Origin of the sequence: Paenibacillus sp. 7541 (assembly GCF_002276395.1) — a bacterium.
Taxonomy (GTDB): domain Bacteria; phylum Bacillota; class Bacilli; order Paenibacillales; family Paenibacillaceae; genus Paenibacillus_AQ; species Paenibacillus_AQ campinasensis.
Genome location: NZ_NQLZ01000005.1, coordinates 207466 through 233629 on the forward strand (window position 1 = coordinate 207466; position 26164 = coordinate 233629).

Annotated in this window: 24 protein-coding genes; 23 read left to right on the top strand and 1 reads right to left on the bottom strand. The window is 53.4% G+C overall.

From position 1 onward, the window contains the following. Positions 1–100 precede the first annotated feature (100 nt). The 22 genes from hemW to CHH75_RS03305 all read left to right on the top strand — a co-directional run bounded on the left by hemW (position 101) and on the right by CHH75_RS03305 (position 23649). Positions 101–1258 carry a radical SAM family heme chaperone HemW gene (gene hemW / locus CHH75_RS03200; RefSeq protein WP_413773579.1) on the top strand — a complete coding sequence of 386 codons (1158 nt, stop codon included), beginning with the start codon at positions 101–103 and terminating at the stop codon, positions 1256–1258. Positions 1259–1336: 78 nt separating this feature from the next. Beyond that, entirely contained in the window at positions 1337–1798 is a 462-nt protein-coding gene (locus CHH75_RS03205) for an N-acetyltransferase (protein WP_095397433.1), read from the top strand. A gap of 107 nt (positions 1799–1905) precedes the next feature. After that, positions 1906–2937, top strand: a complete 1032-nt coding sequence (gene hrcA / locus CHH75_RS03210; protein WP_095263091.1) for a heat-inducible transcriptional repressor HrcA — start codon at positions 1906–1908, stop codon at positions 2935–2937. A gap of 13 nt (positions 2938–2950) precedes the next feature. Then, positions 2951–4501: a TCP-1/cpn60 chaperonin family protein gene (locus tag CHH75_RS03215; RefSeq protein WP_095397434.1), complete on the top strand. Its 1551-nt coding sequence runs from the start codon at positions 2951–2953 to the stop codon at positions 4499–4501. Between the two features lie 52 nt (positions 4502–4553). After that, entirely contained in the window at positions 4554–5189 is a 636-nt protein-coding gene (grpE, locus tag CHH75_RS03220) for a nucleotide exchange factor GrpE (protein WP_483310909.1), read from the top strand. Positions 5190–5276: 87 nt separating this feature from the next. After that, positions 5277–7118 (top strand): molecular chaperone DnaK, encoded by a 1842-nt coding sequence (gene dnaK / locus CHH75_RS03225; RefSeq protein WP_095263093.1) that lies wholly within the window; start codon positions 5277–5279, stop codon positions 7116–7118. Positions 7119–7215: 97 nt separating this feature from the next. Next, positions 7216–8334 (top strand): molecular chaperone DnaJ, encoded by a 1119-nt coding sequence (gene dnaJ, locus CHH75_RS03230; protein WP_095263094.1) that lies wholly within the window; start codon positions 7216–7218, stop codon positions 8332–8334. A gap of 373 nt (positions 8335–8707) precedes the next feature. Continuing rightward, positions 8708–9658 carry a glycoside hydrolase family 43 protein gene (locus CHH75_RS03235; RefSeq protein ID WP_095397435.1) on the top strand — a complete coding sequence of 317 codons (951 nt, stop codon included), beginning with the start codon at positions 8708–8710 and terminating at the stop codon, positions 9656–9658. A 306-nt stretch (positions 9659–9964) separates the two neighbouring features. Continuing rightward, positions 9965–11698: an extracellular solute-binding protein gene (locus tag CHH75_RS03240; RefSeq protein WP_095397436.1), complete on the top strand. Its 1734-nt coding sequence runs from the start codon at positions 9965–9967 to the stop codon at positions 11696–11698. A 31-nt stretch (positions 11699–11729) separates the two neighbouring features. Next, on the top strand, positions 11730–12701 hold the full coding sequence (locus CHH75_RS03245) for an ABC transporter permease (protein WP_095263097.1): 972 nt from the start codon (positions 11730–11732) through the stop codon (positions 12699–12701). 15 nt (positions 12702–12716) lie between these two features. Further along, entirely contained in the window at positions 12717–13649 is a 933-nt protein-coding gene (locus CHH75_RS03250) for a carbohydrate ABC transporter permease (protein ID WP_095263098.1), read from the top strand. A 39-nt stretch (positions 13650–13688) separates the two neighbouring features. Beyond that, on the top strand, positions 13689–15470 hold the full coding sequence (locus tag CHH75_RS03255; RefSeq protein WP_095397437.1) for a glycoside hydrolase family 2 protein: 1782 nt from the start codon (positions 13689–13691) through the stop codon (positions 15468–15470). A gap of 60 nt (positions 15471–15530) precedes the next feature. Beyond that, a complete protein-coding gene (locus CHH75_RS03260) occupies positions 15531–16928 on the top strand; it encodes a family 43 glycosylhydrolase (RefSeq protein WP_095397550.1) in 1398 nt (465 codons plus the stop codon). Positions 16929–16947: 19 nt separating this feature from the next. Next, complete coding sequence (locus tag CHH75_RS03265; protein ID WP_095263100.1) at positions 16948–17166, top strand: hypothetical protein; 219 nt, start codon at positions 16948–16950, stop codon at positions 17164–17166. Beyond that, positions 17153–18112 (top strand): ArsR/SmtB family transcription factor, encoded by a 960-nt coding sequence (locus tag CHH75_RS03270; RefSeq protein WP_095397438.1) that lies wholly within the window; start codon positions 17153–17155, stop codon positions 18110–18112. Before CHH75_RS03265 ends, CHH75_RS03270 begins: the two co-directional genes overlap by 14 nt. Before the next feature lie 305 nt (positions 18113–18417). Further along, positions 18418–18789, top strand: coding sequence for a hypothetical protein (locus CHH75_RS03275; RefSeq protein ID WP_155617435.1), 372 nt, complete (start codon positions 18418–18420; stop codon positions 18787–18789). Positions 18790–18854: 65 nt separating this feature from the next. Continuing rightward, positions 18855–19049 carry a YfhD family protein gene (locus CHH75_RS03280; RefSeq protein WP_095263103.1) on the top strand — a complete coding sequence of 65 codons (195 nt, stop codon included), beginning with the start codon at positions 18855–18857 and terminating at the stop codon, positions 19047–19049. 176 nt (positions 19050–19225) lie between these two features. Next, a complete protein-coding gene (gene prmA / locus CHH75_RS03285) occupies positions 19226–20206 on the top strand; it encodes a 50S ribosomal protein L11 methyltransferase (protein WP_095263104.1) in 981 nt (326 codons plus the stop codon). Continuing rightward, positions 20206–20889, top strand: a complete 684-nt coding sequence (locus CHH75_RS03290; RefSeq protein ID WP_095263105.1) for a site-2 protease family protein — start codon at positions 20206–20208, stop codon at positions 20887–20889. Before prmA ends, CHH75_RS03290 begins: the two co-directional genes overlap by 1 nt. A gap of 121 nt (positions 20890–21010) precedes the next feature. Beyond that, positions 21011–21781 (top strand): 16S rRNA (uracil(1498)-N(3))-methyltransferase, encoded by a 771-nt coding sequence (locus tag CHH75_RS03295; RefSeq protein WP_095263106.1) that lies wholly within the window; start codon positions 21011–21013, stop codon positions 21779–21781. A 2-nt stretch (positions 21782–21783) separates the two neighbouring features. After that, positions 21784–23121 carry a tRNA (N(6)-L-threonylcarbamoyladenosine(37)-C(2))-methylthiotransferase MtaB gene (mtaB, locus tag CHH75_RS03300; protein WP_095263107.1) on the top strand — a complete coding sequence of 446 codons (1338 nt, stop codon included), beginning with the start codon at positions 21784–21786 and terminating at the stop codon, positions 23119–23121. 90 nt (positions 23122–23211) lie between these two features. Next, positions 23212–23649, top strand: coding sequence for an NUDIX hydrolase (locus CHH75_RS03305; RefSeq protein WP_095263108.1), 438 nt, complete (start codon positions 23212–23214; stop codon positions 23647–23649). A 27-nt stretch (positions 23650–23676) separates the two neighbouring features. On the opposite strand, the gene CHH75_RS03310 is transcribed toward CHH75_RS03305, so the two are convergent. Beyond that, positions 23677–24648: a Na/Pi cotransporter family protein gene (locus CHH75_RS03310; RefSeq protein WP_095263109.1), complete on the bottom strand. Its 972-nt coding sequence runs from the start codon at positions 24646–24648 to the stop codon at positions 23677–23679. A 129-nt stretch (positions 24649–24777) separates the two neighbouring features. Between CHH75_RS03310 and CHH75_RS03315 the strand changes: the two genes are divergently transcribed. Further along, entirely contained in the window at positions 24778–26151 is a 1374-nt protein-coding gene (locus CHH75_RS03315) for a class I SAM-dependent rRNA methyltransferase (RefSeq protein WP_095263110.1), read from the top strand. The last annotated feature ends 13 nt before the right edge of the window (positions 26152–26164 follow it).

Sequence of the window (26164 nt, forward strand, 5' to 3'; positions counted from 1 at the left end):
AGCTGGGAAAGCCGGTATCGGCTTTCCTTTCTTTCTTCTTATTTAATATATGAATATAGCAAGTAATAGAGGCAGCAAGGAGGGTTTAAGGATGCGATCCATGAATCAACAGACGGAAGCGGTATATATCCATATTCCGTTTTGTACGAATAAATGTTTTTACTGTGACTTCAACTCCTATGTGCTGAAAGATCAGCCCGTAATGGACTATCTGAGAGCGCTCGATAAGGAAATGGAGCTGACGGTGAAGGAGAATCCTCCGGGCAGGATCAAAAGTATTTTTGTAGGCGGCGGTACACCTACCGTGCTGAAACCGGATGAGATGGCGTATTTTTTACAGAGTGTTAAAACGCATTTCCCGGACTGGGCGGAGGATATCGAGTTCTCGATGGAGGCGAATCCCGGCACGACCGATTTGGAGAAGCTGTCCGTCATGCGAGCGGGAGGCGTCAACCGGATCAGCTTCGGGGTTCAGGCTTTCCAGAACAGCCTGCTGACCGGGATCGGACGGATTCACGATACGGATGACGTCTATCGCAGTCTGGAGAATGCGAGAAGCGCGGGCTTCTCCAACATCTCGATCGACCTGATGTTTGGCCTGCCAAACCAGACGGTGGAGATGCTGTCCGAAAGTGTAACCGAGGCGCTCAAGCTCGGACTGCCGCATTATTCGATCTACAGCTTGAAGGTGGAGGAGAACACGCTGTTCCATACCCTGTTCCAGAAAAACCAGCTCCCGCTTCCCGATGAGGAGGATGAGCTGAACATGTATTTGCTGTTGATGGAACGGATGCGCGAGGCCGGTTATAAACAATATGAAATCAGCAATTTTGCCAAACCGGGCTTTGAAAGCCGGCATAATATGACCTACTGGCGCAATGAGGACTATTACGGGCTGGGCGCTGGGGCGCATGGTTATATCGGGCGAAAGCGGCATATCAATATTAAGGGGGTTACCCCGTATATTCAGGCGGCCCAAGCTGGCTTGCCAAGGCTGGAGAGCTATGAAATTACACACGAGGAAGCGATGGAGGACTTTGTGATGGTCGGCTTGCGTGTGCTTGACGGCATTTCGCGCAGCCGGTTCGCACAGCAGTTCGATGCTTCACTGGACGATGTGTTTGCAGGGCCGCTCGGAAGAATGACGCAACGCGGCCTGCTTGAGTCGACCGATGAGGGCTACAAGCTGAGCAGCAAGGGCGTTCTATTCGGCAACGAGGTGTTCGCAGAATTTATCGGCAGCCTGTCCGCAAATTAATCTATTGAACTTCTATACGCCCTGTTGTATATTTATTCATAACATGACGGAGCGTGTAAAGGGGAGACGGAATTCAACATGTCGGCGGTTTGCAGAAAAGCGACACCTGATGATATCGAGCCGCTGTTTCAGATGATTCAGGGCTATGCGGAGAAGGGGATTATGCTGCCCCGGTCCCGCAAGGTATTGGAGAGACAGATCGGGGAGTTCGTTGTAGCGGAAGAAGAGGGGAATGTCATCGGATGCGGTTCGCTGTGCCAGCTTGGCCATGATCTGGTCGAGATTCGTTCACTCGGCATCAACGAAGGGTACAAGGGAAGAGGGATCGGTTCGATGCTGCTGGAAGCGCTCGTAGTAGAAGCCCGGCGGCGGAAAATTCCGAAGGTGATGGCGCTCACCTATGAGGTTTCATTTTTTGTGAAAAACGGCTTTGCTGTCGTCGAAAAGGAGATCTTTCCGGAAAAGGTTTGGACGGATTGCATCCATTGCAAAAAGCAGCATGCCTGTGACGAAATAGCAGTCCTTAAAGTACTGAACTGACTTGACAATACTCAGGTCGGTTTGGTATTTTTGTTATATCGGTTAGCACTCGATGACGTTGAGTGCTAACGAGGTGAATACGAGCAGTCAGCAAGGAGGGGAGCGACTTGTTAACAGACCGTCAGCGCATGATATTAAATGCGATTGTTGATGATTATATCCGTTCGGCAGAGCCGGTAGGCTCAAGAAGTATTTCCAAACGCGGGGATGTAGGATTCAGTCCGGCGACCATTCGCAACGAGATGGCCGATCTGGAGGAGCTTGGTTTTCTGGAGCAGCCTCATACGTCCGCCGGAAGAATTCCGTCGCATAAAGGATATCGCTACTATGTTGATCATCTTACGCAGTCGTTTTCCTTGAATCCTGCGGAGCTGCATATGATGAAGACGTTTTTTGCGGAGAAGCTGAACGCGATGGAACAGATGATTCAGCATGCAGCCAGCATATTGTCCCAAATGACGAACTATACTTCCATCCTGCTTGGACCGGAAGTTTTTCATACGTCTTTGCGTCACTTCCAGCTGCTGCCTCTTCATGAGAATCAGGCTGTAGCGATTATAGTGACCAGCACAGGACAAGTAGAGAACAAGACCGTATCGATTCCGCCAGGAGTATCGGTTTCCGATCTGGAGCGAGTGGTCAATCTCCTGAACAGCAAATTGGTCAACGTGCCTCTTTATAAATTGAAGACCCGGCTGTACACAGAGCTTGGTCAAGAGATGCAGCGCCATATCGAGCATTATGAGGAGATCATGAGCATGCTGGATATTGCGCTGGACAATCAGCCGGATCATCGGGTTTATCTTAGCGGCACCACCAATATGCTGAACCAGCCTGAATTCAAGGACGTCGAGAAGGTCAAGGATATTTTCGAGCTTCTGGAACAGACGCCGCTGCTGACCAAATTGATGGCGCCGGCTCCTGGAGAGCAGGGCATTCAGGTGAAGATTGGCACGGAAAACACGCATGAAGCAATATCGAACTGCAGTCTGATTACAGCAACCTATTCGATTGACGGCAAGGCGCTGGGCACGATCGGGATATTGGGACCGACGCGCATGGAATATGCGCGGGTGATCGGCATTTTGAACATTCTGTCCCATGATCTGACGAAGCTGCTGTCACACTGGTACAAATAAGGGAGTGAGACAGGTGAGCCAAGGACAACAAGGTCATGTGGACGGTGATGACCGATACTCCACGCTGCTGAATAACAGCAATGCCGTTCGGGCGGTAACCTCGGCTGTCGAAGGAACGCTGGGACCTAAAGGGCTCGATGTCATGCTGGTCGGACCGAGGGGCGAGGTTATCATTACGAACGACGGGGTTACGATTCTGGACAAGATGGATGTGTCCCATCCCGCCGCTCGTCTCCTGATTCAGGTCGCCAGAGCTCAGCAGGAGAAGATCGGGGACGGCACTACCACAGCGACCGTGCTCGCAGGGGCATTGGTGCAGGAAGGGGTCTCCCGCATTACGAAGGGCGTTCCCGCCTCGAAAGTGGTGGAGGGCATGCGGCAGGGGGTGGCTACGGCGCTGCAGCTGCTTCGCGATCGGGTCCGGCACATTGACGGTCTGGACGATCCGCTGCTGGAGCGCACGGTATATGTAGCCGGCCGGGAACGGCGCGATATTGTGGAACTGATCATGGAAGCCGCAAGCAAGGCAGGGCTTGCACGTCTGAAGGACCCTGCCTATACGCTTGCGGATCATATTGTTGCGCTGGAAAATGCCGAGAACGAGGTGTTTGAAGGACTGCTTCTCCGGCAAAAGCCCATCTATAACCGGGAGGCCCGGGAGTTTCATGATGCCCGTGTCCTGGTGCTGTTCGATGCGCTGGAGCCGGACGAGATGGATGAAGAAGCGCTGACCACTGAAGCTGGCTTCGCGCAGTATATGGATCTTCGCAAACAGTTTGCTTCCGATCTGGCCAAACTGGCCGATCTGTCGGTGAAGCTGATTCTGCTTGAGAAGGGTGTTCATCCCGATGCGGAGCAGTTCTGCCTTGATCACGGGATTATGGTTGTGCCGCGCGTATCACGGGCTGTGCTGCGCCAGGTGTGTGACATGACCGGTGCGGTTGCCGGACGCCGCAAGGCGTTACATAAAGACGCGGAACCGTTGTTATCGCTGATGGGCCGCACGCCGAAGGTGACCTATGATGAACGGATTGAGAGGGTTCGCCTGGCATGCGGCGGAACGGACGAACGTCTCGTCACGGTGATCGTTGGCGCCAGCACCTCCGAGGTTGTCGGAGAGGCCGCAAGAATAGCCGGGGATGCCGCTTCCGCACTGCAGGCTGCGATTACCGGCGGGGTGCTGCCGGGAGGAGGAACGAGCGAACTTGCCGTTTCCTATGAGCTGGAGCGAATACGCGAGGCTCAGAAAGGGATGGAAGCTTTCGGCTTCGAAGCAGTCTCTTCTGCTTTGCGCAAGCCAATGTCGCAGATTCTGCTGAACGCTGGCTACAACCCTCTTGAGAAGATGGAAGAGGTGCGGGCAGCGCAGATTAACGAGGGCTCGGACAGCATGGGGATTGACTGCGATTCCGGCAGCGTCGTTGATTATGAGACGGCCGGCATTGTAGACCCGGCACCGGTGAAGCTTCACGGACTGCGGGCGGCAGGGGAAGTTGCCGCGGCGGTGCTGCGAATACATCATGTTATTAAGATGAAAGATTTGGGCGATTCTGCTGGTATATAGGACAGGGCAGCGCACAAGATTAGCGGCTACATTATAAGGAGGTGAGCGCATCTTGAATAAGGAGAACAACGAAACGGTTCAAGATACGGTACAAGCAGAACATGCTGAGGAAATGAAAGAAACAGCGCCCGAGACGGTAGAGAATAGCGAGGCTGCAGAGGCTTCAAGCGCTCCGCAATCGGAGCAGGAGCCAGCCGCGGATGCGGAGGCAACCGAAACAGCAGGGAATAATGCGGCGCAGGAGGAAATTGAACGGCTGCAAAACGAGCTTTCCGAGACGCAGCAGCGTGCGCTTCGCGCACAGGCTGACTTTGACAACTTCCGCAGACGCACGCAGAAGGAGAAGGAGGAGCTGGCCAAATATGCTTCTTCCAAGCTCATTCAGGAGCTGCTCCCGGTGATCGACAACTTCGAGCGTGCATTGCAGGCTTCCGGAGACAATCCGGAGTTCGAGTCATTCTCGAAAGGGGTCAACATGATCTTCCGGCAAATGGAGCAAATTCTGGCAGCCGAGGGCTTGACGGCGATGAACAGCGTAGGCCAGCCGTTTAACCCCGAGTTCCACCAGGCAATCATGCAAGTGGAAAGCGACGAGCATGAGGAAGGCATCGTGGTGGAGGAAGTCCAGAAGGGCTATATGCTGAAAGATAAAGTGCTTAGACCGGCTATGGTTAAGGTGAGCATGTAATCGTACCTCGCCAGCCGTTTTATTTAAATAAAGGTTATGAGAAACACATATTAAGCTTCGTTGACTAATGAAGGAGGAATTTTTCCCATGAGTAAAGTAATCGGTATTGACTTAGGTACAACAAACTCTTGCGTAGCGGTAATGGAAGGCGGCGAGGCCGTCGTAATCCCGAATCCGGAAGGCGCCCGTACAACCCCGTCGGTTGTCGGCTTCAAAAAAGACGGCGAGCGTATCGTTGGTGATACGGCTAAACGTCAGGCGATCACGAATCCTGACCGTACCATCATCTCCATCAAGCGTCATATGGGGACGAACCACAAGGAAGTGATCGACGGAAAAGAATATACGCCGCAAGAGATTTCTGCGATCATTCTGCAAAAACTGAAGGCGGATGCCGAGGCGTATCTGGGCCAGCCGGTAACCCAGGCGGTTATTACTGTTCCGGCATACTTTAACGACAGCCAGCGTCAAGCAACCAAGGATGCGGGTAAAATCGCAGGACTTGAAGTGCTCCGTATCGTCAACGAGCCAACAGCAGCGGCTCTGGCATACGGCATGGAGAAATCCGACGATCAGACGATCCTCGTTTATGACCTTGGCGGCGGTACTTTCGACGTATCAATTCTGGAGCTTGGCGACGGATTCTTCGAAGTAAAAGCGACAAGCGGTGACAACCAGCTCGGCGGCGACGACTTCGACCAAGTGATCATCGACTATCTGGTAGCTGAGTTCAAGAAGGATCATGGCATCGATCTGAGCAAGGACAAAGCTGCGGTTCAGCGTCTGAAGGATGCAGCTGAGAAAGCGAAAAAAGAGCTGTCCGGCGTACTGACAACAACGATCTCCCTGCCGTTCATCACGGTGGTTGACGGCGTGCCTCAGCACCTTGAGGTGAACCTGACTCGCGCGAAATTCGAAGAGCTGTCTGCGGATCTGGTAGAGCGCACGCTGGGGCCAACTCGTCAGGCGCTGAGCGATGCAGGATTGACGCCTAGCGACATCAACAAGGTCGTTCTTGTCGGCGGCTCCACTCGTATTCCTGCCGTTCAGGAAGCGATCAAGAAGCTGACAGGTCAAGAGCCTCACAAAGGCGTGAACCCTGACGAAGTTGTAGCACTCGGTGCAGCGGTACAGGCTGGCGTCTTGACTGGGGACGTTAAAGATGTGGTACTCCTTGACGTAACTCCGCTGTCACTCGGTATTGAAACTGCAGGCGGCGTATTTACGAAAATGATCGAGCGCAATACAACGATTCCGACAAGCAAATCTCAAATCTTCTCCACTTATGCGGACAATCAGCCAAGCGTAGAGATTCACGTGCTGCAGGGCGAGCGTTCGATGGCGGCGGACAACAAAACGCTGGGACGCTTCATGCTCGGAGACATTCCTCCAGCACCGCGCGGCGTGCCGCAAATTGAAGTTACGTTTGATATCGATGCGAACGGGATCGTGAACGTGTCGGCTACCGATAAAGGTACAGGCAAGAGCCAAAAAATCACCATCACCTCTTCCAGCGGCCTGAGCGAGGAAGAAGTGGAGAAGATGATGAAGGATGCGGAGCTTCATGCCGAAGAAGACCGCAAGCGCAAAGAGCTTGTTGAAGTTCGCAACAATGCCGACCAGCTCGTATATCAAACAGAGAAAACAATCAAGGATCTTGGCGACAAGGTAGATGCTTCCGAAGTGGATAAAGCAAACGAAGCGAAGGAAAAAGTGAAGAAATCACTGGAATCCGACAACCTTGAGGAGATCAAAGCGGCTACCGAAGAGCTGACGCAAATCGTGCAGCAGCTGTCCGTCAAGCTGTATGAGCAGGCTGCTCAAGCCCAGCAAGGGGAAGAAGCAGGCGGCGAAGGCGCAGCTCAGAACAAGGACAACGTGGTGGACGCTGACTACGAAGTGGTTGACGAAGATAAAAACAAAGGTTAATCTGAATAGATTGTATGGGAAGGTCAAAGCTGCGCATCTTCGCACTTTGACTTTCCTTGTGTCATGCGAGCAGATTGTGTGAAATGGAGGTGAAACCGTGGCTGAAAAGCGTGATTATTATGAAGTGCTTGGTGTCAGCAAGAACGCTTCCGAGGATGAGATCAAGAAGGCGTACCGCAAGATGGCAAGACAGTATCATCCCGACGTGAACAAAGCGGCTGATGCCGAGGCCAAATTCAAGGAAGTGAAAGAGGCATACGATGTGCTGAGCGACAGCCAGCAGCGTGCGCGCTATGATCAATATGGGCACATCGATCCGAACCAGGGTATGGGCGGCGGCGGTTTCTCCGGCGACTTTGGCGGTTTTGGAGATATCTTTGATATGTTCTTTGGCGGCGGCGGCCGCCGGGATCCGAATGCGCCTCAGCGGGGGAATGACCTGCAGTATACGATGACCGTGGAGTTTAAGGAGGCCGTATTCGGGAAGGAGACTGACATCACCATCCCGAGAACGGAGACTTGCGATACTTGTCATGGCTCCGGCGCGAAACCGGGCACCAAGCCGCAAACCTGCTCCGTCTGCCACGGCAGCGGTCAGCAGGAAGTGGTACAGAATACGCCGTTTGGCCGGATGGTCAATCGTCGTAGTTGCTCGAACTGTCAAGGTTCGGGAAAAATCATCAAAGACCGCTGCGGCACCTGTCACGGCAGTGGCAAGGTGAAAAAGCAGCGGAAAATCCATGTGCGGATTCCGGCAGGCGTTGATGACGGAGCACAGCTGCGCATGAGCGGTGAAGGCGAAGGCGGATTGCGCGGCGGCCCGGCAGGTGACCTGTACATTGTCATTCGCGTCAAGCCGCATGAGTTCTTCGAAAGGGAAGGGGACGACATCTATTGCGAGGTTCCGCTGACCTTTGCACAGGCGGCGCTTGGCGATGAGATAGAAATTCCAACACTGACCGAAAAAGTGAAGCTGAAAATTCCGGCAGGAACTCAGACCGGCACGTTCTTCCGCCTGAAAGGCAAAGGAGTGCCGAAACTTCGCGGGATGGGCCAGGGCGATCAGCATGTGCGGGTGGTCGTTGTAACCCCCACTAAGCTGAGCGATGAACAGAAGGATCTGCTCCGCCAGTTCTCCTCACTGGAAGGCGATTCGGGACATGGGCAGGATTCATCCTTTTTTGACCGTGTGAAAAAAGCATTCCGCGGAGAATGACACACGGAGAATGACATAGGTAAGGAAGACCCCGATTTTACTTTGCGATGAAGTGAAATCGGGGTCTTTTTATACGTAATTCCAAGCCTTTATGGCTGAATTTCTGGCTCTATAGGAAGGCTGCCATTGCTTGGTCCCAGCCTCTCCGGTTTAAAAAAATGCATTTATCAAAGTGTTAGGTTTACTCGACAAAGCAGGGGGATTCCCCTTAATATGGACTTGCTTGACGATGCAATTCCGAAACGACAGAGCGGTGCCCCTTTTAGTAAGCGCTTTCCAACTATTCACGGGAAGGGCTGTGAAGGGGAAATCATTTGATGCGCGAGATGCGGCGTACAGACCGCATTCGCGAGATGAAGGAGAGGGAACAAGAATGGTACATGGCGCAACATTTTATAATCCGATCGTTGAACCCGCGGCAGATCCTTGGGTATGGAGACATACCGACGGCTTCTATTATTTCATGCACACGGTGGGCGGACGTCTGGAATTGACGAAATCCGCCCGTTTGAGCCAGCTCGCTGACGGAGAGAAGAAAACGATCTGGACGCCGGAGCCCGAAGGGCCGTACAGCCACAACCTGTGGGCACCGGAAATTCATCATCTGGAGGGAACGTGGTATATCTACTACACGGCCAACGACGGGGGAGGAGACGAGTCCCGCCGGATCTGTGTGCTGGAGAACACCTCGGCGGATCCGCTGGAAGGGGAATGGACATGGAAGGGTGCATTAGAGACGCGTCCTGGTCTCGATGGAACCGTCATGAAGCTGCGGGATCAGCTGTATTTCTTATACGCGGGATACGGCCATTTTCCAGACTATGGCTCGGCCATTTACATATCCCGCATGTCGAACCCGTGGACATTGACAGGGGAGCATGTCTTGCTCACGGCTCCGACACTGGAATGGGAAAAGCAGGGGGGGATGGCGATTAACGAAGGTCCGGCTATTCTTCATCGAAACGGCCGTATTTTCCTGATCTATTCAGCCAGTACCACATGGTCGGAGGATTATGCGCTGGGCATGCTGACGATGAATGAAGGAGGCGATCCAATGAACCCGAATTCCTGGAATAAATCGATGGAGCCGGTCTTTCGCAAAAGCCCGGAGAACCGCATCTATGCAACAGGGCACAACAGCTTTACCCAGTCTCCGGATGGCACGGAGGACTGGATCGTGTATCATGCGCTTCCCGCCCCGGATGCCAAGGTCTCTTTACGCTCTACCCGCATCCAGAAATTCGGCTGGAAGCCGGATGGCACGCCTGATTTCGGTGTGCCTGCCAGCGATGGAGCCGCGCAGCCGGTGCCCTCTGGCGAGTGAAGCGAGGGTCATCCCCTAATATTTGTAAGAAAATCCAAAGTGTTTGAATTACAGATGACTTATCTACAGTTTTGTTGTAGGTAAGTCTTTTTTTATCAAAATTTATTACATAAAGTATGAATGAAAGCGTTGACAAACGAATTTTATAAACTTATACTTCGGTTAAAATACAAAATTATTGTATTAAACAAAGGTGTTCATGAGATGTAATGAGCATTTCGGTACCGAGGGGGGAGCGTATAGAGGGAGCAGATTGGACGTGTCATGAGTAACAGGCTTCTGTAATTATCAATAGGGAGGATTAAGATGAAAACGATTCCGAAACGAATGATTCCTATGCTGTTGACCGCTTTGCTGCTCATCTGGACGGTAACCGCATGCAGCGGCCAAGGTGCAAACAACGAGCCCGAGGCGAAAGAAGAAACCGCACCCCGGGAAAGAAATCAGGTTGAATTTACGGATATAAGCGCGGACATCCGCGGCAACACCTCACCGACCCAAGAGCAGATTGACGAAGTGAACAGCACGCTCAATGACAGCTATCTCGGTGATTTATACGATACCGTCATTCCAAGCGATTATTCGGCTTATCCGTTTGAAGAAGAGGTCGTGCTGGATGTATGGATGCCGGCCAACTCCAACGTGCCGGATATGAACAATCATGCGGTGCAGGCACAAATTGAGAAGCTGACAGGCATTAAAGTCAACTTCATTACACCGCCGGTCGGACAGGAAGCAGACGCTTTTACGCTTATGATATCTTCCGGTGATCTGCCGGATATCATCATCGAACCGGGGCGCTATCCGGGAGGGCTTGAGGCTGGCGTGAACGACGGAGCTTACATCGACTTGACCGACTTGATGGAAGAGCATGCACCGAACTACACCGCATGGCGTAATTCGGATGAAATGAGAAGAAAAACAACGGTGACCGACGACGGCAGATTGCTGGGCTTCTACGGCATTGCTCCATACTCCGAATGGACGTGGTTCGGCATGCTGATCAAGCAGGAGGCGCTGGACAAAACCGGTCTTGATGTGCCAAACACCATCGACGAATGGTACACATTCCTGAAAAAAGCGAAGGAAGTTGGATACAACTCGCCGCTGAATTACGGCTCGTCCTACGGTCAGATTTTTACAGGCATTATCAACGGCGCATTTGGGGTATGGGACTGGACGTTCCTGGATGAGAACGGCAAGGTGGCCTGGGGGCCGGCACAGCCGAAAGCGAAAGAATATCTGGCCACCATGCAGAAATGGAATCAGGAAGGATTGCTGAACCGCGACTGGGCAACAGCTGACTTCAACCAGCGGATGGCGAGCGCGATCTCCGATGATACCGCGGTGATTATGGATTCGCCAGATACGATGTGGAGCTTCTGGAAGGAACAGAACGCCATCGACTTTGTGGGGGCACTGAACCCGGTGTTGAACGCGGGAGACAAGTCCGCCACAACGTATAAAAACTTCATGCGTACCGGAACGGAAGCAGCCATTACGACCCAGTGCGACAACATCGAAGCCGCTATGGCATGGCTGGATTTCAATTACAGCAAGAAGGGCTGGGAAATCATTAACTTCGGAGAATACGGCACCGTTCACCTGGTGGATGAGAATGGCATGCCATATTTACATGAGGACAGTCACATCTACAACGACCCTGATGGTCAGCCGGTAGCCGTGACGATCTGGAAATACCGCTGGCACAGCTGGCCGAACATCCGCGATGAGCATCATTCCAACCCGCTGATTGTGGCCAAAGGAAGCTATTCGGGCGATATTCGCAAATACTGGACAGAGAATATGGATACGAGCATGGCGGTGCCGCCGTTAACGTTCACGAAAGAAGAAGCTTCACGCGAAGCTGCACTGGGCAATCAGCTGTCGACGCTGCGCGGGGAATATTTTGCGAAGATCATCATGGGAGAATTGCCGGTAGATGCTTATGATCAGTTCCTGAAAGAAGCGCAGAACATGGGGCTTGACGAGTTTCTAAGCATCCATCAAGCGGCACTGGATCGGTATAACCAAAGATAGCTTCGATTACTTAAGAACGGGTGGTTAGAAGATGGAGATCATTCGGAGAAACAGGAAGATGAACCAGCCCCACACGGAGTCACAACCGAAAAATACGAAGCTGCTGATCCAGAAGGACCTGAAAAAGAACTGGTTCGTTTATTTGATGGCGCTCCCCGTGATTGCATGGTTCCTGGTCTTCTGTTACGGCCCGATGTGGGGGGTCATGATCGCCTTCAAGGATTTCAAGCCGCTGCTTGGATTCGGGGCGAGTGAGTGGGTAGGCTTTAAACATTTTATTGACTTTTTCGAGGGGCCTTACTTCTGGAGGGTCGTTAAGAATACGCTGATGCTGAATGTGTGGGCCATTGCTTTCGGCTTCACCGCACCGATTATCTTGGCGCTGATGCTCAACGAAGTCAAGTCCTCGAAATTCAAAAGAACCGTTCAGACGATTACCTATATGCCACACTTTATTTCCTTGGTGGTCGTGTGCGGGATCATTCACATTTTTACCGCGGATGAAGGGATCATCACCCAGATTCTGCAGGCCATTACGGGAAAAGACTACTCGTCACTGCTCGGATATGCCTCCTTCTTCCGGCCGATTTATACGTTCTCCGGCATCTGGCAGAGCATCGGCTGGGACAGCATCATTTACCTGGCGGCGATGAGCTCCGTCGATCCCGCCTTGTACGAGGCGGCAGACATGGACGGCATCGGCAGAGTGAAGAAAATGTGGCACATTACGCTGCCACAGATCAGCCCGGTCATTATTATTCTGTTTATTTTTGCGGTCGGCGGATTGATGGCATCCGGCTATGAAAAGATCATTCTGCTATACAACCCGCTTACGTATGAGACGGCGGATGTTATCGCCTCCTATGTATACAGGCGAGGCTTGCGAGAGGCCAGTCTCAGCTATTCCGCTGCGGTAGGCCTGGTCAGCTCTGTCGTCAACTTCGGTCTGCTCTGGCTGACGAACTACATCGTCAAGCGCAGATCGGAAGTCAGCTTATGGTAAGAAAGAGGGAAAGCCATGAATAACAAGCAGCTCAAGGCAAGAGGAAGCTGGAAGCGTAAGTCGATCGGAGACAGAGTATTCGACTTTACGAACTATGCGCTGTTAGCGGCTTTAACACTGGTCTGTTTTTATCCGATTTTGCACATTTTGTTTGCCTCGGTCAGCGATCCGGTCTCATTGATCGCCCATAAAGGCGCGCTGTTCAAACCGCTGGGCTTTACGCTTGATGGCTATAAGCTGGTATTTAAAGACAACAGCCTGTTGAACGGTTACAAAAATACGATTATCTATGTCGGACTCGGAACGCTGGTCAACATGGTGATGACCATTCTCGGCGCTTACGTATTGTCCCGGCGTGATCTCTATTTCAAAAATTACATCATGGTTTTCATTACAATTACGATGTTTTTTGGCGGGGGTCTTATTCCTTGGTTCCTGCTGATGAAAGACATCGGGCTGTACAACAATCTCTGGGCCATGATTTTGCCAACGGCCTTGAATACGTGGAACATCATCATCCTGCGAACAGCATTCCAAGCCATTCCGCGAGAGCTGGAGGAAGCGGCGGTTATGGATGGCGCTGGTCAGGCGAAAATATTGGTGCATGTCATCATACCGCTGTCAAGAGCAACGCTGGCCGTCATTTTCCTGTATTACATGGTGGGCAACTGGAACTCCTGGTTTAACGCCATGGTGCTGCTCAAAGACCGGGAACTGTTCCCGCTGCAGCTGTTAATGAAGGAAATTCTGGTTGCGAATGACTCCACGGCCACGACGATGGGAAGCGCAGGCGGCGTTGTCATCAACAGCGCCCAAAGCTCGAATGCGTTCCGGGAGCTGGTTAAGTACTGCGCGATCGTGGTATCGACGGCTCCGATCTTAATGGTCTATCCTTTCCTTCAGAAATATTTTGTGAAGGGCGTATACGTTGGTTCCATCAAAGGCTGATATATAAAAAAATTAACCATATGTTTAGGAGTGAACATCTTGAAAAATACAGAAGCAAACCATACCGTGTACCCGCGTGCGGAATATCCGCGCCCCCAATTCGTCCGCAAGGCATGGCAGTGCCTGAACGGAGAGTGGGAATTTCAATTTGACGATGCTGGTGTCGGGGAGAAGGAATATTGGTACCAAACGGAGAAGCGCGTCCCTTTTTCGCACAAAATCAATGTGCCCTTTGCTTTCCAAAGCAAGCTGAGCGGCATCGGGGATCCTTCCTTTCATGATGTCGTCTGGTACCGCAGATCGTTCGAAGTCCCGGCAGATTGGAAGAACAAGCGCATCATCCTTCATTTCGGGGCGGTAGACTATATCGCCAAGGTCTGGGTGAACGGTCAGCTGGCAGCGGTGCATGAAGGGGGACACACCCCATTCCAGGCTGACATTACGAGCTTACTTCGGGAAGATGGCAATACGGTCGTTGTGCGGGCGGAGGATTTCAGCCGCGATGTCACATTGCCTCGGGGCAAGCAGTACTGGCGTGAGAAGTCCGAGTCCATCTTCTATACCCGCACGACCGGCATCTGGCAAAGCGTGTGGCTCGAGCCGGTGTCCCCTGCTCATCTGCGCAAAGTGATGATCACTCCGGACATTGACCGGAATGAAATTCGCATCCGGACGTTCGTTGAGGGGTATCCGGCATCCGGAGATTTGAAAGTGCAGGTTACCGTAACCTTCGGGGATGACCGGATTGCGGAAGATCAATATTCGCTGCGGAGCAGCGAGCAGCTGCGGGCCATTGGGCTTGGCGATTTCACCGATCACGGCCAGGGCCGGCTGTGGAGCCCTGAACATCCGAATCTGTATGATGTCGAATTCCGTCTCATTCAGGGCGGGGATGTTGTGGATGAGGTCCAAAGTTATTTTGGCATGCGCAAAGTGTCTATCGAGGACGGAAAGCTGTGCCTGAATAACCGCCCATACTTCCAGCGTCTGGTGCTCGATCAGGGATATTTCCCTGAAGGCATTCTGACTGCCCCGACAGATGAAGCGCTGAAGCGGGATGTTGAATTAACGAAGGAAATGGGCTTTAACGGCGTCAGAAAGCATCAGAAGACAGAGGATCCGAGATTCCTGTACTGGTGTGATCGGCTGGGTCTGCTGGTCTGGGGCGAGGCCGCCAATGCGTATGAGTATTCCGAGGAATATGTCCGCCGCTTCACCAGAGAGTGGCAGGAAATTGTGGAGCGCGATTACAATCATCCGTCCATCGTGACTTGGGTTCCGCTCAATGAGAGCTGGGGCGTGCCGAACGTGCAGATTGATGTGCGTCAGCAGCAGCACGGGCTGGCGATGTATCATTTAACGAAATCCCTTGATGATACAAGACCTGTTGTGTATAACGACGGCTGGGAGCATATGACGACCGATCTGGTCACGATCCATGATTATGAGAGCCGCCAGGAGGTGCTGGAGCAGCGCTACCAAACGGCGGAATCAGCCGTCGAGGCGATGCCGGCCAACCGCAGAATTTTTGTCGGAGGCGCTTCCTACCAAGGGCAGCCGATTCTTGTATCGGAGTTTGGCGGCATCGCCTTCAAGAAGAGTGAGTGGGATGGCTGGGGATATTCCGGCGCGGAGAACGAGGAGGATTTCCTGATTCGTCTGAAGGCGGTCGTGGATCCGATGTTCTCATCCCCGATTATCCAAGGGTATTGCTATACACAGCTGACGGATGTGGAACAGGAAATCAACGGTCTGCTGACCTATGACAGGGAGCCGAAGGCGCCGCTTGAAGCGATTCGCAGCATCATGATGGGACGATAATATGCCTGTCACAGCCGGCTCTGGTTCTAATATTTAATCCGAAAGGAACGTGAATGAATGATGAAGATGAGTTACCGGAATACACTGCTGATCACGGTATGCCTGCTTCTTATTTTTCCGATCGGACCGACTGCGCATGCTGCAACTCAGCAGCATAATTTCTATAACGTGATCATGCAGGATGGTGCAGATCCGTGGGTTTACAAGCACACGGACGGCTACTATTATTTCACGAAGACGACCGGCGGCAACGTGACGATCTGGAAATCACGGAATTTGACAACGGTAGATGCGGCGCCAACCACCGTTGTAGAAACCGGATGCTGCAATATATGGGCCCCTGAGCTGCATTATATCCATGGCGCCTGGTACATCTATTATGCGAAGGATGACGGGGACAATGTCAATCATCGCATGTACGTGATGGAGAACACGTCGCCAGATCCAACGCAGGGCACATGGCAGTATAAAGGCCAGATTACCGATCCGACCAATAAATGGGCGATCGACGGCACCGTGCTGGAGGTAGGCGGGCAGCTGTATTTCATATGGTCTGGCTGGGAAGGTGATACGGATGTCCGGCAGAATCTGTATATCGCGCGGATGAGCAATCCTTGGACGATTGGCTCGCATCGTGTCGAAATTGCAAGGCCAACCTACAGCTGGGAAACCAACCATTCCCCGCATGTGAATGAAGGGCCACAGGTGATCATTCGAAACGGGGTCATCAACCTGGTGTATTCCGCCAGCGGCAGCTGGACGAATGACTACTGCCTGGGGCTGATCACAGCGAGCACGTCCAGTGATTTGCTGAATCCGGCATCCTGGACCAAGCGCAGCCAGCCGATATTCAGATCTGGGAACGGACTGTTCGGACCGGGCCATCATTCGTTCACGAAATCGCCGGACGGCACTGAGGACTGGATGTTATACCACACGGCCAAGTACGACAATGCCGGGTGGAATCGGGAAATCCGGATGCAAAAATTCACCTGGAACGCCGACAACACGCCAAATCTCGGTGTGCCTGTCAATCCGAATGTGCCGATAGCGCTGCCTTCCGGCGAGGCGCCGCACATCCGTTATGAGGGAGAGGAAGGCGTCTTTGGCGGTACTGCGCGCGCGGCGGCAAGCCCGAACGGATCCGGGGGAGCCAAAGCCGGTTATATCGACACAGCGGACAGCTTTGCACAGTATACGGTGCATGTGCCGAGTGCAGGCGAATACATCCTGCTGGCCAGAACGGCAAATGGAACCGCCGGCGGAGGCTGGTCGCATCTTCTTCTCAGCGTCAATGGCGGGCCTTCAAGCCAATTCCATATTACGAATAAAGGCTGGGAGAATTGGACCCTGTCCACTGCCCGGATTCACCTGAATGCCGGTGAGAACACGATCCGGTTTACTAAAGGCGAAGGCTACGGAGAGATTGATTTCTTTGACATCAAACCGGCGAATTAAAGGGAAGAGGGAGCGGCGGATGATGCCGCCGCTGCCCGTGCAATACAAGCTGAATGCTGAGGGGCTCCCGGATTTCCGGGAGCCCTTTTCCTTCCGCGGCGTGCTCTTTGTCAGGCGGCAACCCCTAAGCAGCGCACGAGTGGAAGCCTTTCCGGCTGGATTGTTTTTCGATTCATTACCAAGTAAGATGAAGGTAACGATTAACATAAAAGGGGAGCAAATTCGTGCTGGAACTTAATATTAACGACCCGGAGAAGCTTGTAACGGTGGCTCATGCCTTATCGACGCGTTCCCGCGTGGATATTCTTCGGCTTCTGAACTCCAAAAATTTAAATATTATGGAGATTGCCGAGGAGCTCAAGCTTCCCGTCTCGACTGTAGCCAGCAACGTGAAAGTGCTGGAGGCCGCTGAACTCATACAAACTGAACTGCTTCCTGCATCCCGTGGGGCAATGAAAGTGTGCAGCCGGAATTATGACGACATTCATATTGCCTTGAATTTAAGAACATCCATGCCTAAAGGGGTAACCCATGTCTATGAGGTGGAGATGCCCATCGGGCATTACAGTGACTGTGAGGTGCATCCGACCTGCGGAATGGCCAATACGGAAGGTTATATTATCAAGGAAGATGAGCCGGCAAGCTTCTATCATCCGAAGCATGTCAATGCCCAGATTATTTGGCTGCGCAAGGGTTATCTGGAATACCTGCTGCCGATGGACATTCCGGCCGGGGCGCGTATCGAGTCGCTGGAGCTGTCGATGGAGATGTGCTCTGAGGCGCCGAACTATGATCATAACTGGCCGTCGAACATATCGGTCTGGGTGAACGGCATCGAGATCGGCATGTGGACAAGTCCCGGGGATTTCGGAGACCGCCGCGGGAGGCTGAATCCGAACTGGTGGTATGACTGGGCTACGCAATATGGTCTTCTGAAAAGATGGCGTGTGGATCATGAGAAAACAACGCTGGACATGGAAAAGGTATCCGATGTGAAACTGAGTGAGCTCGGGCTCACGGAGAGCCCGAAATTACGGCTGCGCATCGGCATCAAGCCGGATGCCGTTCACCAGGGAGGGCTGAATCTGTTTGGCCGTCAGTTCGGCGACCATGAGCAGAACATCGTGATGCAAGTGAAGTATACATTGGATCAGGAAGCGCAATCGGTTCCGTTCTCGGGATGATGCCAGATACGCGTCGTAAGCTTGAGGCGAAAGCTCAAGCTTACGACGCGGCAGGCAAAGTCGCCGATTCTTTACTCTGTGAATAGGCACAGCATTCCGGCAATGGCCCGGTGCAGGGACATAAGTTCTTGCACCGGGCTTTTTGACGTGTCCAATCGACGACTGGCCGTGCACACAGTTCCGCAAGAAGCGCCTGGCACAACGAGCGGAATAAAACGGCGGACATTGAAGCAACCTAGGATCGTTCCACCCGAACATACAGAATCCGCCACGAAAATTGAACAGAAGAATTGCAGGTGAAAGAAATGGCAGAGAAGAACATTCTTGCTTACTTCAAAAGTCCGGAGCAAGCCCAGCTCGTCGCCCGAAAGCTGGAGGCGCTGCGGGTGGCTGACATGTCCATCGACCGCTTCAGCGCGTATCCGGGTGGCGAATTGAATGATACGATGCACCCCCTGACCGGGGATATTGACAGTCTGACCTCGATGACCCAGAATGCCGCGTTGTCGAACCGTTCGGCAGGCATTCTTGGCGCCGCAGATCCATCGGCCAGCGGGATGAGCGATGGGCGGCAGGACGGACTTGAGGGCCGCGACATTCTGCTGACTGTCGTGCTGGACGAAAGCGTGTTTGACCGGGCTATGAACATCATTGAGCAGTCTGGCGGGATGGTATAGACAGGGCGGGCTAAGCCTTGATGTTAGCCGCTAGAGTTATGGATCAAGAAAGGAGTCATATACTTATGATGCGAAGAGTAAAGAAAGGTAAAATTCTTAGCAAAACCGAAAAGCTGCTTGCCCGTGAAACGGTGCAGAACGAGGATGTAGAATTTGCAGCAGCCGAGGCGGACGCCGATGATGCGGAGGCGCTTCGTCGCAGCGAGGCGGCTGACAAACGGCAGCTGAGAGAGATTTTGAAGGATCAGCAGGGCCAATGAATGGCCCGGTGCAACATGCGCTATCAGGAACGAAGCCCTCTTGCCCGGAATGGATCTCGGTAAGAGGGGCTTTTTTGTATTTTGGCCGAGTGAAAATAGGTTTGATTCCTTTTGTGTCAAAGGTCCACTATATAGTACAATAGAAGCTATGTACAAATGAGGAGGATCTGCTGCACATGTTATGGCATGAATTAACGATACATACTACGGAAGAAGCCGTAGAGATGATTACGAACTTTTTGCATGAAGCCGGGGCCGGGGGCGTCTCCATCGAGGAATCCGGTACTGTCCATAAAAAAAGGGACACCTCCCTCGGACAATGGTTCGATGAGATCGTCCCGTTTAACAATATTCCCGAGGGCTGCGCCGTCATTAAAGGGTACTTTGATGAGACGGTATCCTTGGAATCGATCGTAAGCGAGATCGCTCCGCGCATTGAGGAGCTTAGCGATTTCGGCATTAACACCGGGGAAGTCCGGTATGAGATGAAGACCGTCAACGAGGAAGAATGGGCGACGGCATGGAAGCAGTACTTCAAGCCGATCCGGGTGTCCGAGCGGCTGACCATCAAGCCGACCTGGGAGACATATGAGCCTGAATCCGAAGCGGAATCGATCATTGAGCTGGACCCTGGCATGGCGTTTGGCACCGGTACGCATCCGACGACCTCGCTTTGTCTGCGGACGCTGGAGTCGGTCATTCAAGGCGGCGAGGAAGTGATTGATGTCGGTACCGGCTCGGGGATTCTGTCCATCGGCGCGGCGTATTTGGGGGCATCCCGGATTCTGGCGCTTGACCTTGACCCGGTGGCGGTATCGAGCGCCAAGGAGAACACGCGCTTGAACGGGCTGGAGGACCGGATTACGATTGTTGAGAGCGACCTGCTGTCCGTGCTCACGGATCGCGAGCACAAGGCAGAGCTTGGCGTAACGCTGCCTGTGCAAATTGTGGTAGCGAACATTTTGGCCGAGGTGATCCTGTTGTTTGTGGATGATGTGTACCAGGCGCTTCAGCCCGGCGGCATCTACATTGCATCAGGCATTTACAAGAACAAGGAAGAGATGGTCGATCAGGCGCTCAAGGCGTCCGGCTTCGAGATTGCGGATATTCGCCGCGAGGATGACTGGGTAGCGTTTGTAGCGAGGAAGAGTGAGTGATGGAGTTTTTAGATCAGCTTTTATTTTATCCGCTGGACCAGCTTCCTTTTTACCTGATTGCTCTGATGATTGCCTTTACGGTCCATGAGTTTGCGCATGCTTATGCGGCTTACAAGTTCGGAGACCCAACGGCCAAAATGCTGGGCCGCGTCACCTTGAATCCGGCTGTGCATTTTGATTTTCTGGGCATCTTCCTGCTGCTTATTGCCGGTTTCGGCTGGGCAAGACCGGTCCCTGTGAATCGCGACAACTTCAGCCGCCCGCGCAGGATGAGTGTGATCGTGTCGGCTGTCGGGCCGCTCAGCAATCTGGCGCTCGGCATTGTGGGGGCGCTGATCTATGCGGCACTGTACCAGTTCGGAGTGATCGACGCGGTCGGAACGAATCGGGTGGATCAAGCGGTTCATATTTTCTTTAATACGTTTATTTTACTGAATTTCTTTCTGTGCTTGTTCAATCTCATTCCGCTTCCTCCGCTGGATGGATATCGAATTTTGTCGGAGGTGCTTCCTCCGCGCGTCAGTGCCAGACTGCGAGTGATCGAGCAATGGTCGATTCTGATCTTCCTGATGATCATCATTGTACCGGCGTTTCAGGCGCATACGATCCGACCGCTGTATAATGCGGCCCATATGCTGTCGATCGAATTTTTGAATCTGTTTATCCTCCTCTTCGGAGGATGATGATGCTTCATTTCGGTGAAGCGGCTAAAATAACGGGATTTTCACGTCTTTTCTCTGGTCAGGCAAGCGGAAAAGTTGTATGATGGGGTTTGGCGATTTTGGAGTTAGGTGAGGATAAGAGATGCAGCGATATTTTGTTGCTCCCGCGCAGTTCGCTGGGGAGCGCGTTGAGATAACGGGCGATGACGCCCGCCATATTGCCAAGGTGATGCGCGGAAGGGCCGGAGACAAGTTTATTGTCAGCGATGGAGAAGACCGGGAAGCGCTGGTGGAAATCGACAGCATCGACTCGGCCGCTGTAAGCGCCGTTGTTGTTGAATATTTGGAGATGACCGCAGAGCCGCGGCTGCAAGTGACCGTTGCCCAGAGTCTGCCCAAAGGGGACAAGATGGAGACGGTGATCCAGAAGTGCACCGAGATCGGTGCGGTGGCTTTTGCGCCCTTTTGGTCTGAGCGGACCATCGTTCAGTATGATGCCAAAAAGGAAGGAAAGCGCCTTGAGCGCTGGCGCAAAATCGCTAAGGAAGCAGCAGAGCAGGCGCATCGCAACCGGATTCCGGTGATCGATTCGCCGGTATCTTTCAAGACGCTGCTGCAGACATTCTCGGCCTATGATGCCGTATACTTTTGTTATGAGAAAGAGCAGGGACTGCACATCCGGGACCGGCTCAAGCCTTTTGTTGAGCAGATATTTGCCGATTCGGGCGCGGTGGCCAGCCTGCTGCTGGTTATCGGTCCTGAAGGCGGCTTTACGGAGGATGAAGTCCGAATCGCCGAAGAAGCCGGAGCGGAAGCTGTCGGACTCGGGCGAAGAATACTGCGCTGCGAAACCGCCGGAATGACGGCGTTGACCTGCGCTTTATATGAATCTGGAGAAATGGGGGGAGTTTGATCATGCCAACCGTAGCATTTTACACACTGGGCTGCAAAGTCAACTTTTACGATACAGAAGCCATCTGGCAGTACTTCAAGAATGAAGGCTACGAGCAGGTGGATTTCGAGCAAACTGCCGATGTATACCTTATTAATACGTGCCACGTGACCAATACCGGAGACAAGAAGAGCCGGCAGATGATCAGACGGGCCGTTCGCCGCAACCCTGACGCCATCGTGGCGGTTACAGGCTGCTATGCGCAAACATCGCCAGCCGAGATTCTGGATATTCCGGGGGTTGACCTCGTAATCGGGAACCAGGACCGGGATAAAATTATGAGCTTCATTCATGATATCGAAAAAACACGCCAGCCAATCAATGCAGTACGCAACATTATGAAAACGAGAGTGTTCGAGGAAATGGATGTGCCGGATTTTGCTGAGCGCACGCGGGCGTTCCTCAAAATTCAGGACGGATGCAACAATTTCTGCACTTTCTGCATCATTCCTTGGTCGCGCGGCCTGTCGCGCAGCCGGGATCCGAAGAGCATCCTCAAGCAGGCCAACCAGCTTGTGGAAGCCGGGTACAAGGAAATTGTGCTGACCGGCATTCACACCGGCGGTTACGGCGACGATATGGAGGATTACAAACTGTCCGATCTGCTGTGGGATCTCGACCGGGTGGACGGCCTGGAGCGCATTCGCATCAGCTCCATCGAAGCCAGCCAAATCGACGAGAAGATGCTCGACGTGCTTAACCGCTCCAGCAAAATGTGCCGTCATCTACATATCCCGCTGCAGGCGGGCGATGATACGGTTCTGAAGCGGATGCGCCGCAAATACACAACCGAGGAATTTTACAACAAGATGGGCTTGATTCGTCAAGCGATGCCTGATGTGGGCATCACGACCGATGTGATCGTCGGCTTCCCTGGGGAGACGGACGAGATGTTCCGCAACGGCTACAACCTGATGAAAGAAATTCAATTCTCGGAGATGCATGTCTTCCCTTACTCGAAGCGGACCGGCACTCCGGCTGCCCGGATGGAGGATCAGGTGGACGAAGAGGTGAAGAACGCGCGCGTTCATGAGCTGATCGACCTGTCTGAACAGCTTCAGCTGGCGTATGCCAAACGCTTTGTCGGCCAGGTGCTGGAAGTGATTCCGGAGCGCGAGTACAAGGGCGGTTCCGGGAAAATGCAGGGATACAGCGACAACTATCTTCAACTGGTATTCAACGGATCGTCAGATCTTGAAGGCCAGATGTGCCGCGTAAAGGTGACCAAGGCCGGAGTCAATGAGTGCGAAGGCGAACTGGTCAGCGTTATGCACAACGGATTAACGGCAGCCGCCCAGTAATCTTTCGGCTTGGCCGTACCTGACAAGGATTTCATTTCCCGAATTCAACCGGAAGTGAAATCCTTGTTGCACATGAAGGAGGATGCAGACATGACACGAAAAGAGATATCCGCAGGCGGCGTCGTGTACCGATACCATGAAGGCGAGCTTCAAATTCAGCTCATCCAGGACCGGTACGGCAAGACCTCTCTTCCGAAAGGCAAAATGGAGCCGGGTGAAACGGTGGAGCAGACCGCGCTGCGCGAAATTGTTGAAGAGACGGGCATTGTTGGCCGCATCATCACACGAGTGGATATCATTCCTTATAAATACAATCATCCTGAATACGGTATTGTGGACAAGGAGGTTCATTATTATCTCGTTGAAGCAGTGCAAGGCACCTTGAAACCCCAGCTGGAAGAAATCAACGGGGTGGATTGGCATGCGCCGCTGGAAGCCTGGAACAAGCAGCGCCGCAACGGGTATAACAACAATGATGTCATCCTGCGCAAAGCTTTGGAGCTGCTTCAGGTGAACATTCCTCGCTAAATCCGCCGCAACGGCCGAACCTCCCGATCAGGGGCGGGGTTTCCGGGACCATACCGGGAGATAGCATAACGGCAGGGCCAGCAGGGAACAGATGATGTTGAACAGCGTCTGGGCGTGGGCGATCTGTCCGGCCGGACCAGCGGCAAACCAGCCCGAGACGGTGGTCAGTCCGAGGATGAATGGGGCGAACAGCACCGCTCCCCCGATATTGAGCACCATATGGGACCAGGCGACGAAGCGACCGGCAGCGGTGCTGCCGATGGCGGCGATCAGGGCGGTGACACAGGTGCCTACATTGGAGCCGACGACGATGGCAACGCCAAGCTCGGGCGGCAGCGCGCCGGCTGTAGCCAGGCTCATCGCCATCGCGATCACGGCCGCGCTGCTGTGCATGATCGCCGACAGTACAGCGCCTGCGGCAATGCCCCAGAGGACGCTTTGGGCAGCCTGATCAAGGAACCACTGGAACAGGCCGAGGCGCTCCAGGTCAGCCCCGATGGATTGCATGAAGCGGATACCGAGCAGAATGGCGGCAAAACCGGCGGCCGCAAGGCACAGATACTGGCTGCGTGTCAGCAGGTTCTTCAGCGACGCATAGCCGCGGGGGACCCGCTCGGCGGATATGACCAGTCCTGCCCAGAGCATCAAGGACAGCGTCAGCAGCGGCAGCGCAGCCTGTCCGATCTGCAGGCTGATCAGCTCGGTGGTGACGGTCGTCCCGATGTTGGTGCCGAGGATGATGCCAAGCGTTCCGGAATAGCTGAGCAGTCCGGCATTGGCGAATCCGATTGACAGCACGGTTACGGCTGTGCTGCTCTGGAGCAGGGCCGTAACCGCCATGCTGGACACCATGCCTTTCAGCGGAGTAGAGGTCGCCTTGTGCAGCCAGCGCTGCAGGAGGGGACCGGCCCAGCGCTGCAGCGCGGCTTCCATCACCTTCATGCCAAGCAGAAACAGGACAAGGCCGTAACAGATAGGAAACCATAGTGAAGACAGCATGATGTTCTCCTTTTCTGGCAGATGAATTCGTTGCTTCGAAGGCAGCCTTTTTAACTACGTATATGACCGGGGGCGGACATGCATGCCAATGAATAGCCCCGGGGAGACAAATAGAGGAGTGAAGTGTAAGTGCCATCGGTAATTTTGGATCGGAGCCGTAAAAAAAGATTAGAGCAGGGCCATCCCTGGATATTCAAGAGCGAGATTGCCTCTGTCGAAGGGGAGCCTGCTGCGGGGGAATTGGTGCAGGTACTGAACCATCAAGGTCGCTTCCTGGCCGCCGGCTATTATAATCCGGCCTCGCAAATTACGGTGCGGGTCGTATCTTATGAGCCTATTGAGCAGATGGACCAGGCTTTCTTCGCTGAACGATTCCGTCAGTGCATGAGTCACAGAGAACGGTTTGTGCAAGGGGAGAACGCGTATCGTCTTGTATATGGCGAAGCCGATTTTCTTCCCGGGCTCATCGTGGACCGCTTTGCTGACGTGCTGGTTATCCAGCTGCTGACGCTCGGGATGGATCGCTGCCGTGACGAGATTGTGAGCGCGCTGGTTGAAGTTGTGAACCCGACCGGAATATATGAGCGGAGCGATGTATCCGTTCGGGAGCTGGAAGGCCTTGAGCAGCGCAAGGGCCCGCTGTATGGGGAATGCCCGCGCCATGTCACGGTGACCGAGAACGGCCTGAAGATCAAAGTGGACATTGTGGAAGGCCAGAAAACGGGCTATTTCTTCGATCAGCGGGAGAATCGTGCGTCGATCAAGCCGCTGATGACCGGCTGGGGCAAACGCAGCGGCATTACACTGCAGGAGATCGAAGCGGACGGACAGAAGAAGAGGGTGCCTGTGAACAAAAGCGGCAAGGAGGTTACCTTTCCGTTCTGGGACGGCGCGACGGTGCTGGAGTGCTTCTCGCATACGGGCAGCTTCACCCTTCACGCCTGCCAGTACGGGGCGAAGAAGGTTACCTGCCTGGATATTTCCCAGCACGCCATTGACAGCGCGCGGGAGAATGTGGAGCTGAATGGCTTCCAGGAACGGGTGGAGTTTGTTGTTGATGACGCTTTTGTCTACTTGCGGAACCAGGTTAAAGGACTGGAGGAGCGTGAGCAGCGCGCACGCGCGGATCAGAAGGTGGATACCTCCAAACCGCTCACGGCCGGGGGCGGGCGATCCTGGGATGTTGTCATTCTTGATCCGCCGGCGTTTGCCAAGACAAAATCGGCGGTGAAGGGCGCTTGCCGCGGCTATAAGGATATCAATCTGCACGGCATGAAGCTCGTTAACGAGGGCGGTTATCTTGTCACCGCAAGCTGTTCCTATCATATGCGTCCGGATCTGTTCCTCGAGACGATCCAGGAGGCAGCGCAAGATGCAGGTAAAGTATTGCGTCTGGTCGAATGGCGGGCTGCGGGCAAGGATCACCCGCAAATTCTCGGTGTTCAGGAAGGACACTACCTGAAGTTTGCCATCTTCGAAGTGAGAAGCAAACTTAAAATATAGCGGTTCGGATTGG

Excerpts from the sequence above, each read along its gene's own strand:
- prmA (WP_095263104.1), top strand. The coding sequence starts at position 19,226 with ATGTTATGGCATGAATTAACGATACATACTACGGAAGAAGCCGTAGAG.
- CHH75_RS03310 (WP_095263109.1), bottom strand. The coding sequence starts at position 24,648 with ATGCTGTCTTCACTATGGTTTCCTATCTGTTACGGCCTTGTCCTGTTT.
- dnaK (WP_095263093.1), top strand. The coding sequence starts at position 5,277 with ATGAGTAAAGTAATCGGTATTGACTTAGGTACAACAAACTCTTGCGTA.
- CHH75_RS03295 (WP_095263106.1), top strand. The coding sequence starts at position 21,011 with ATGCAGCGATATTTTGTTGCTCCCGCGCAGTTCGCTGGGGAGCGCGTT.
- CHH75_RS03245 (WP_095263097.1), top strand. The coding sequence starts at position 11,730 with ATGGAGATCATTCGGAGAAACAGGAAGATGAACCAGCCCCACACGGAG.
- CHH75_RS03265 (WP_095263100.1), top strand. The coding sequence starts at position 16,948 with ATGATGCCGCCGCTGCCCGTGCAATACAAGCTGAATGCTGAGGGGCTC.
- CHH75_RS03280 (WP_095263103.1), top strand. The coding sequence starts at position 18,855 with ATGATGCGAAGAGTAAAGAAAGGTAAAATTCTTAGCAAAACCGAAAAG.
- CHH75_RS03240 (WP_095397436.1), top strand. The coding sequence starts at position 9,965 with ATGAAAACGATTCCGAAACGAATGATTCCTATGCTGTTGACCGCTTTG.
- CHH75_RS03205 (WP_095397433.1), top strand. The coding sequence starts at position 1,337 with ATGTCGGCGGTTTGCAGAAAAGCGACACCTGATGATATCGAGCCGCTG.
- hemW (WP_413773579.1), top strand. The coding sequence starts at position 101 with ATGAATCAACAGACGGAAGCGGTATATATCCATATTCCGTTTTGTACG.
- CHH75_RS03275 (WP_155617435.1), top strand. The coding sequence starts at position 18,418 with ATGGCAGAGAAGAACATTCTTGCTTACTTCAAAAGTCCGGAGCAAGCC.
- mtaB (WP_095263107.1), top strand. The coding sequence starts at position 21,784 with ATGCCAACCGTAGCATTTTACACACTGGGCTGCAAAGTCAACTTTTAC.
- CHH75_RS03235 (WP_095397435.1), top strand. The coding sequence starts at position 8,708 with ATGGTACATGGCGCAACATTTTATAATCCGATCGTTGAACCCGCGGCA.
- CHH75_RS03250 (WP_095263098.1), top strand. The coding sequence starts at position 12,717 with ATGAATAACAAGCAGCTCAAGGCAAGAGGAAGCTGGAAGCGTAAGTCG.
- CHH75_RS03260 (WP_095397550.1), top strand. The coding sequence starts at position 15,531 with ATGAAGATGAGTTACCGGAATACACTGCTGATCACGGTATGCCTGCTT.
- CHH75_RS03290 (WP_095263105.1), top strand. The coding sequence starts at position 20,206 with ATGGAGTTTTTAGATCAGCTTTTATTTTATCCGCTGGACCAGCTTCCT.
- CHH75_RS03305 (WP_095263108.1), top strand. The coding sequence starts at position 23,212 with ATGACACGAAAAGAGATATCCGCAGGCGGCGTCGTGTACCGATACCAT.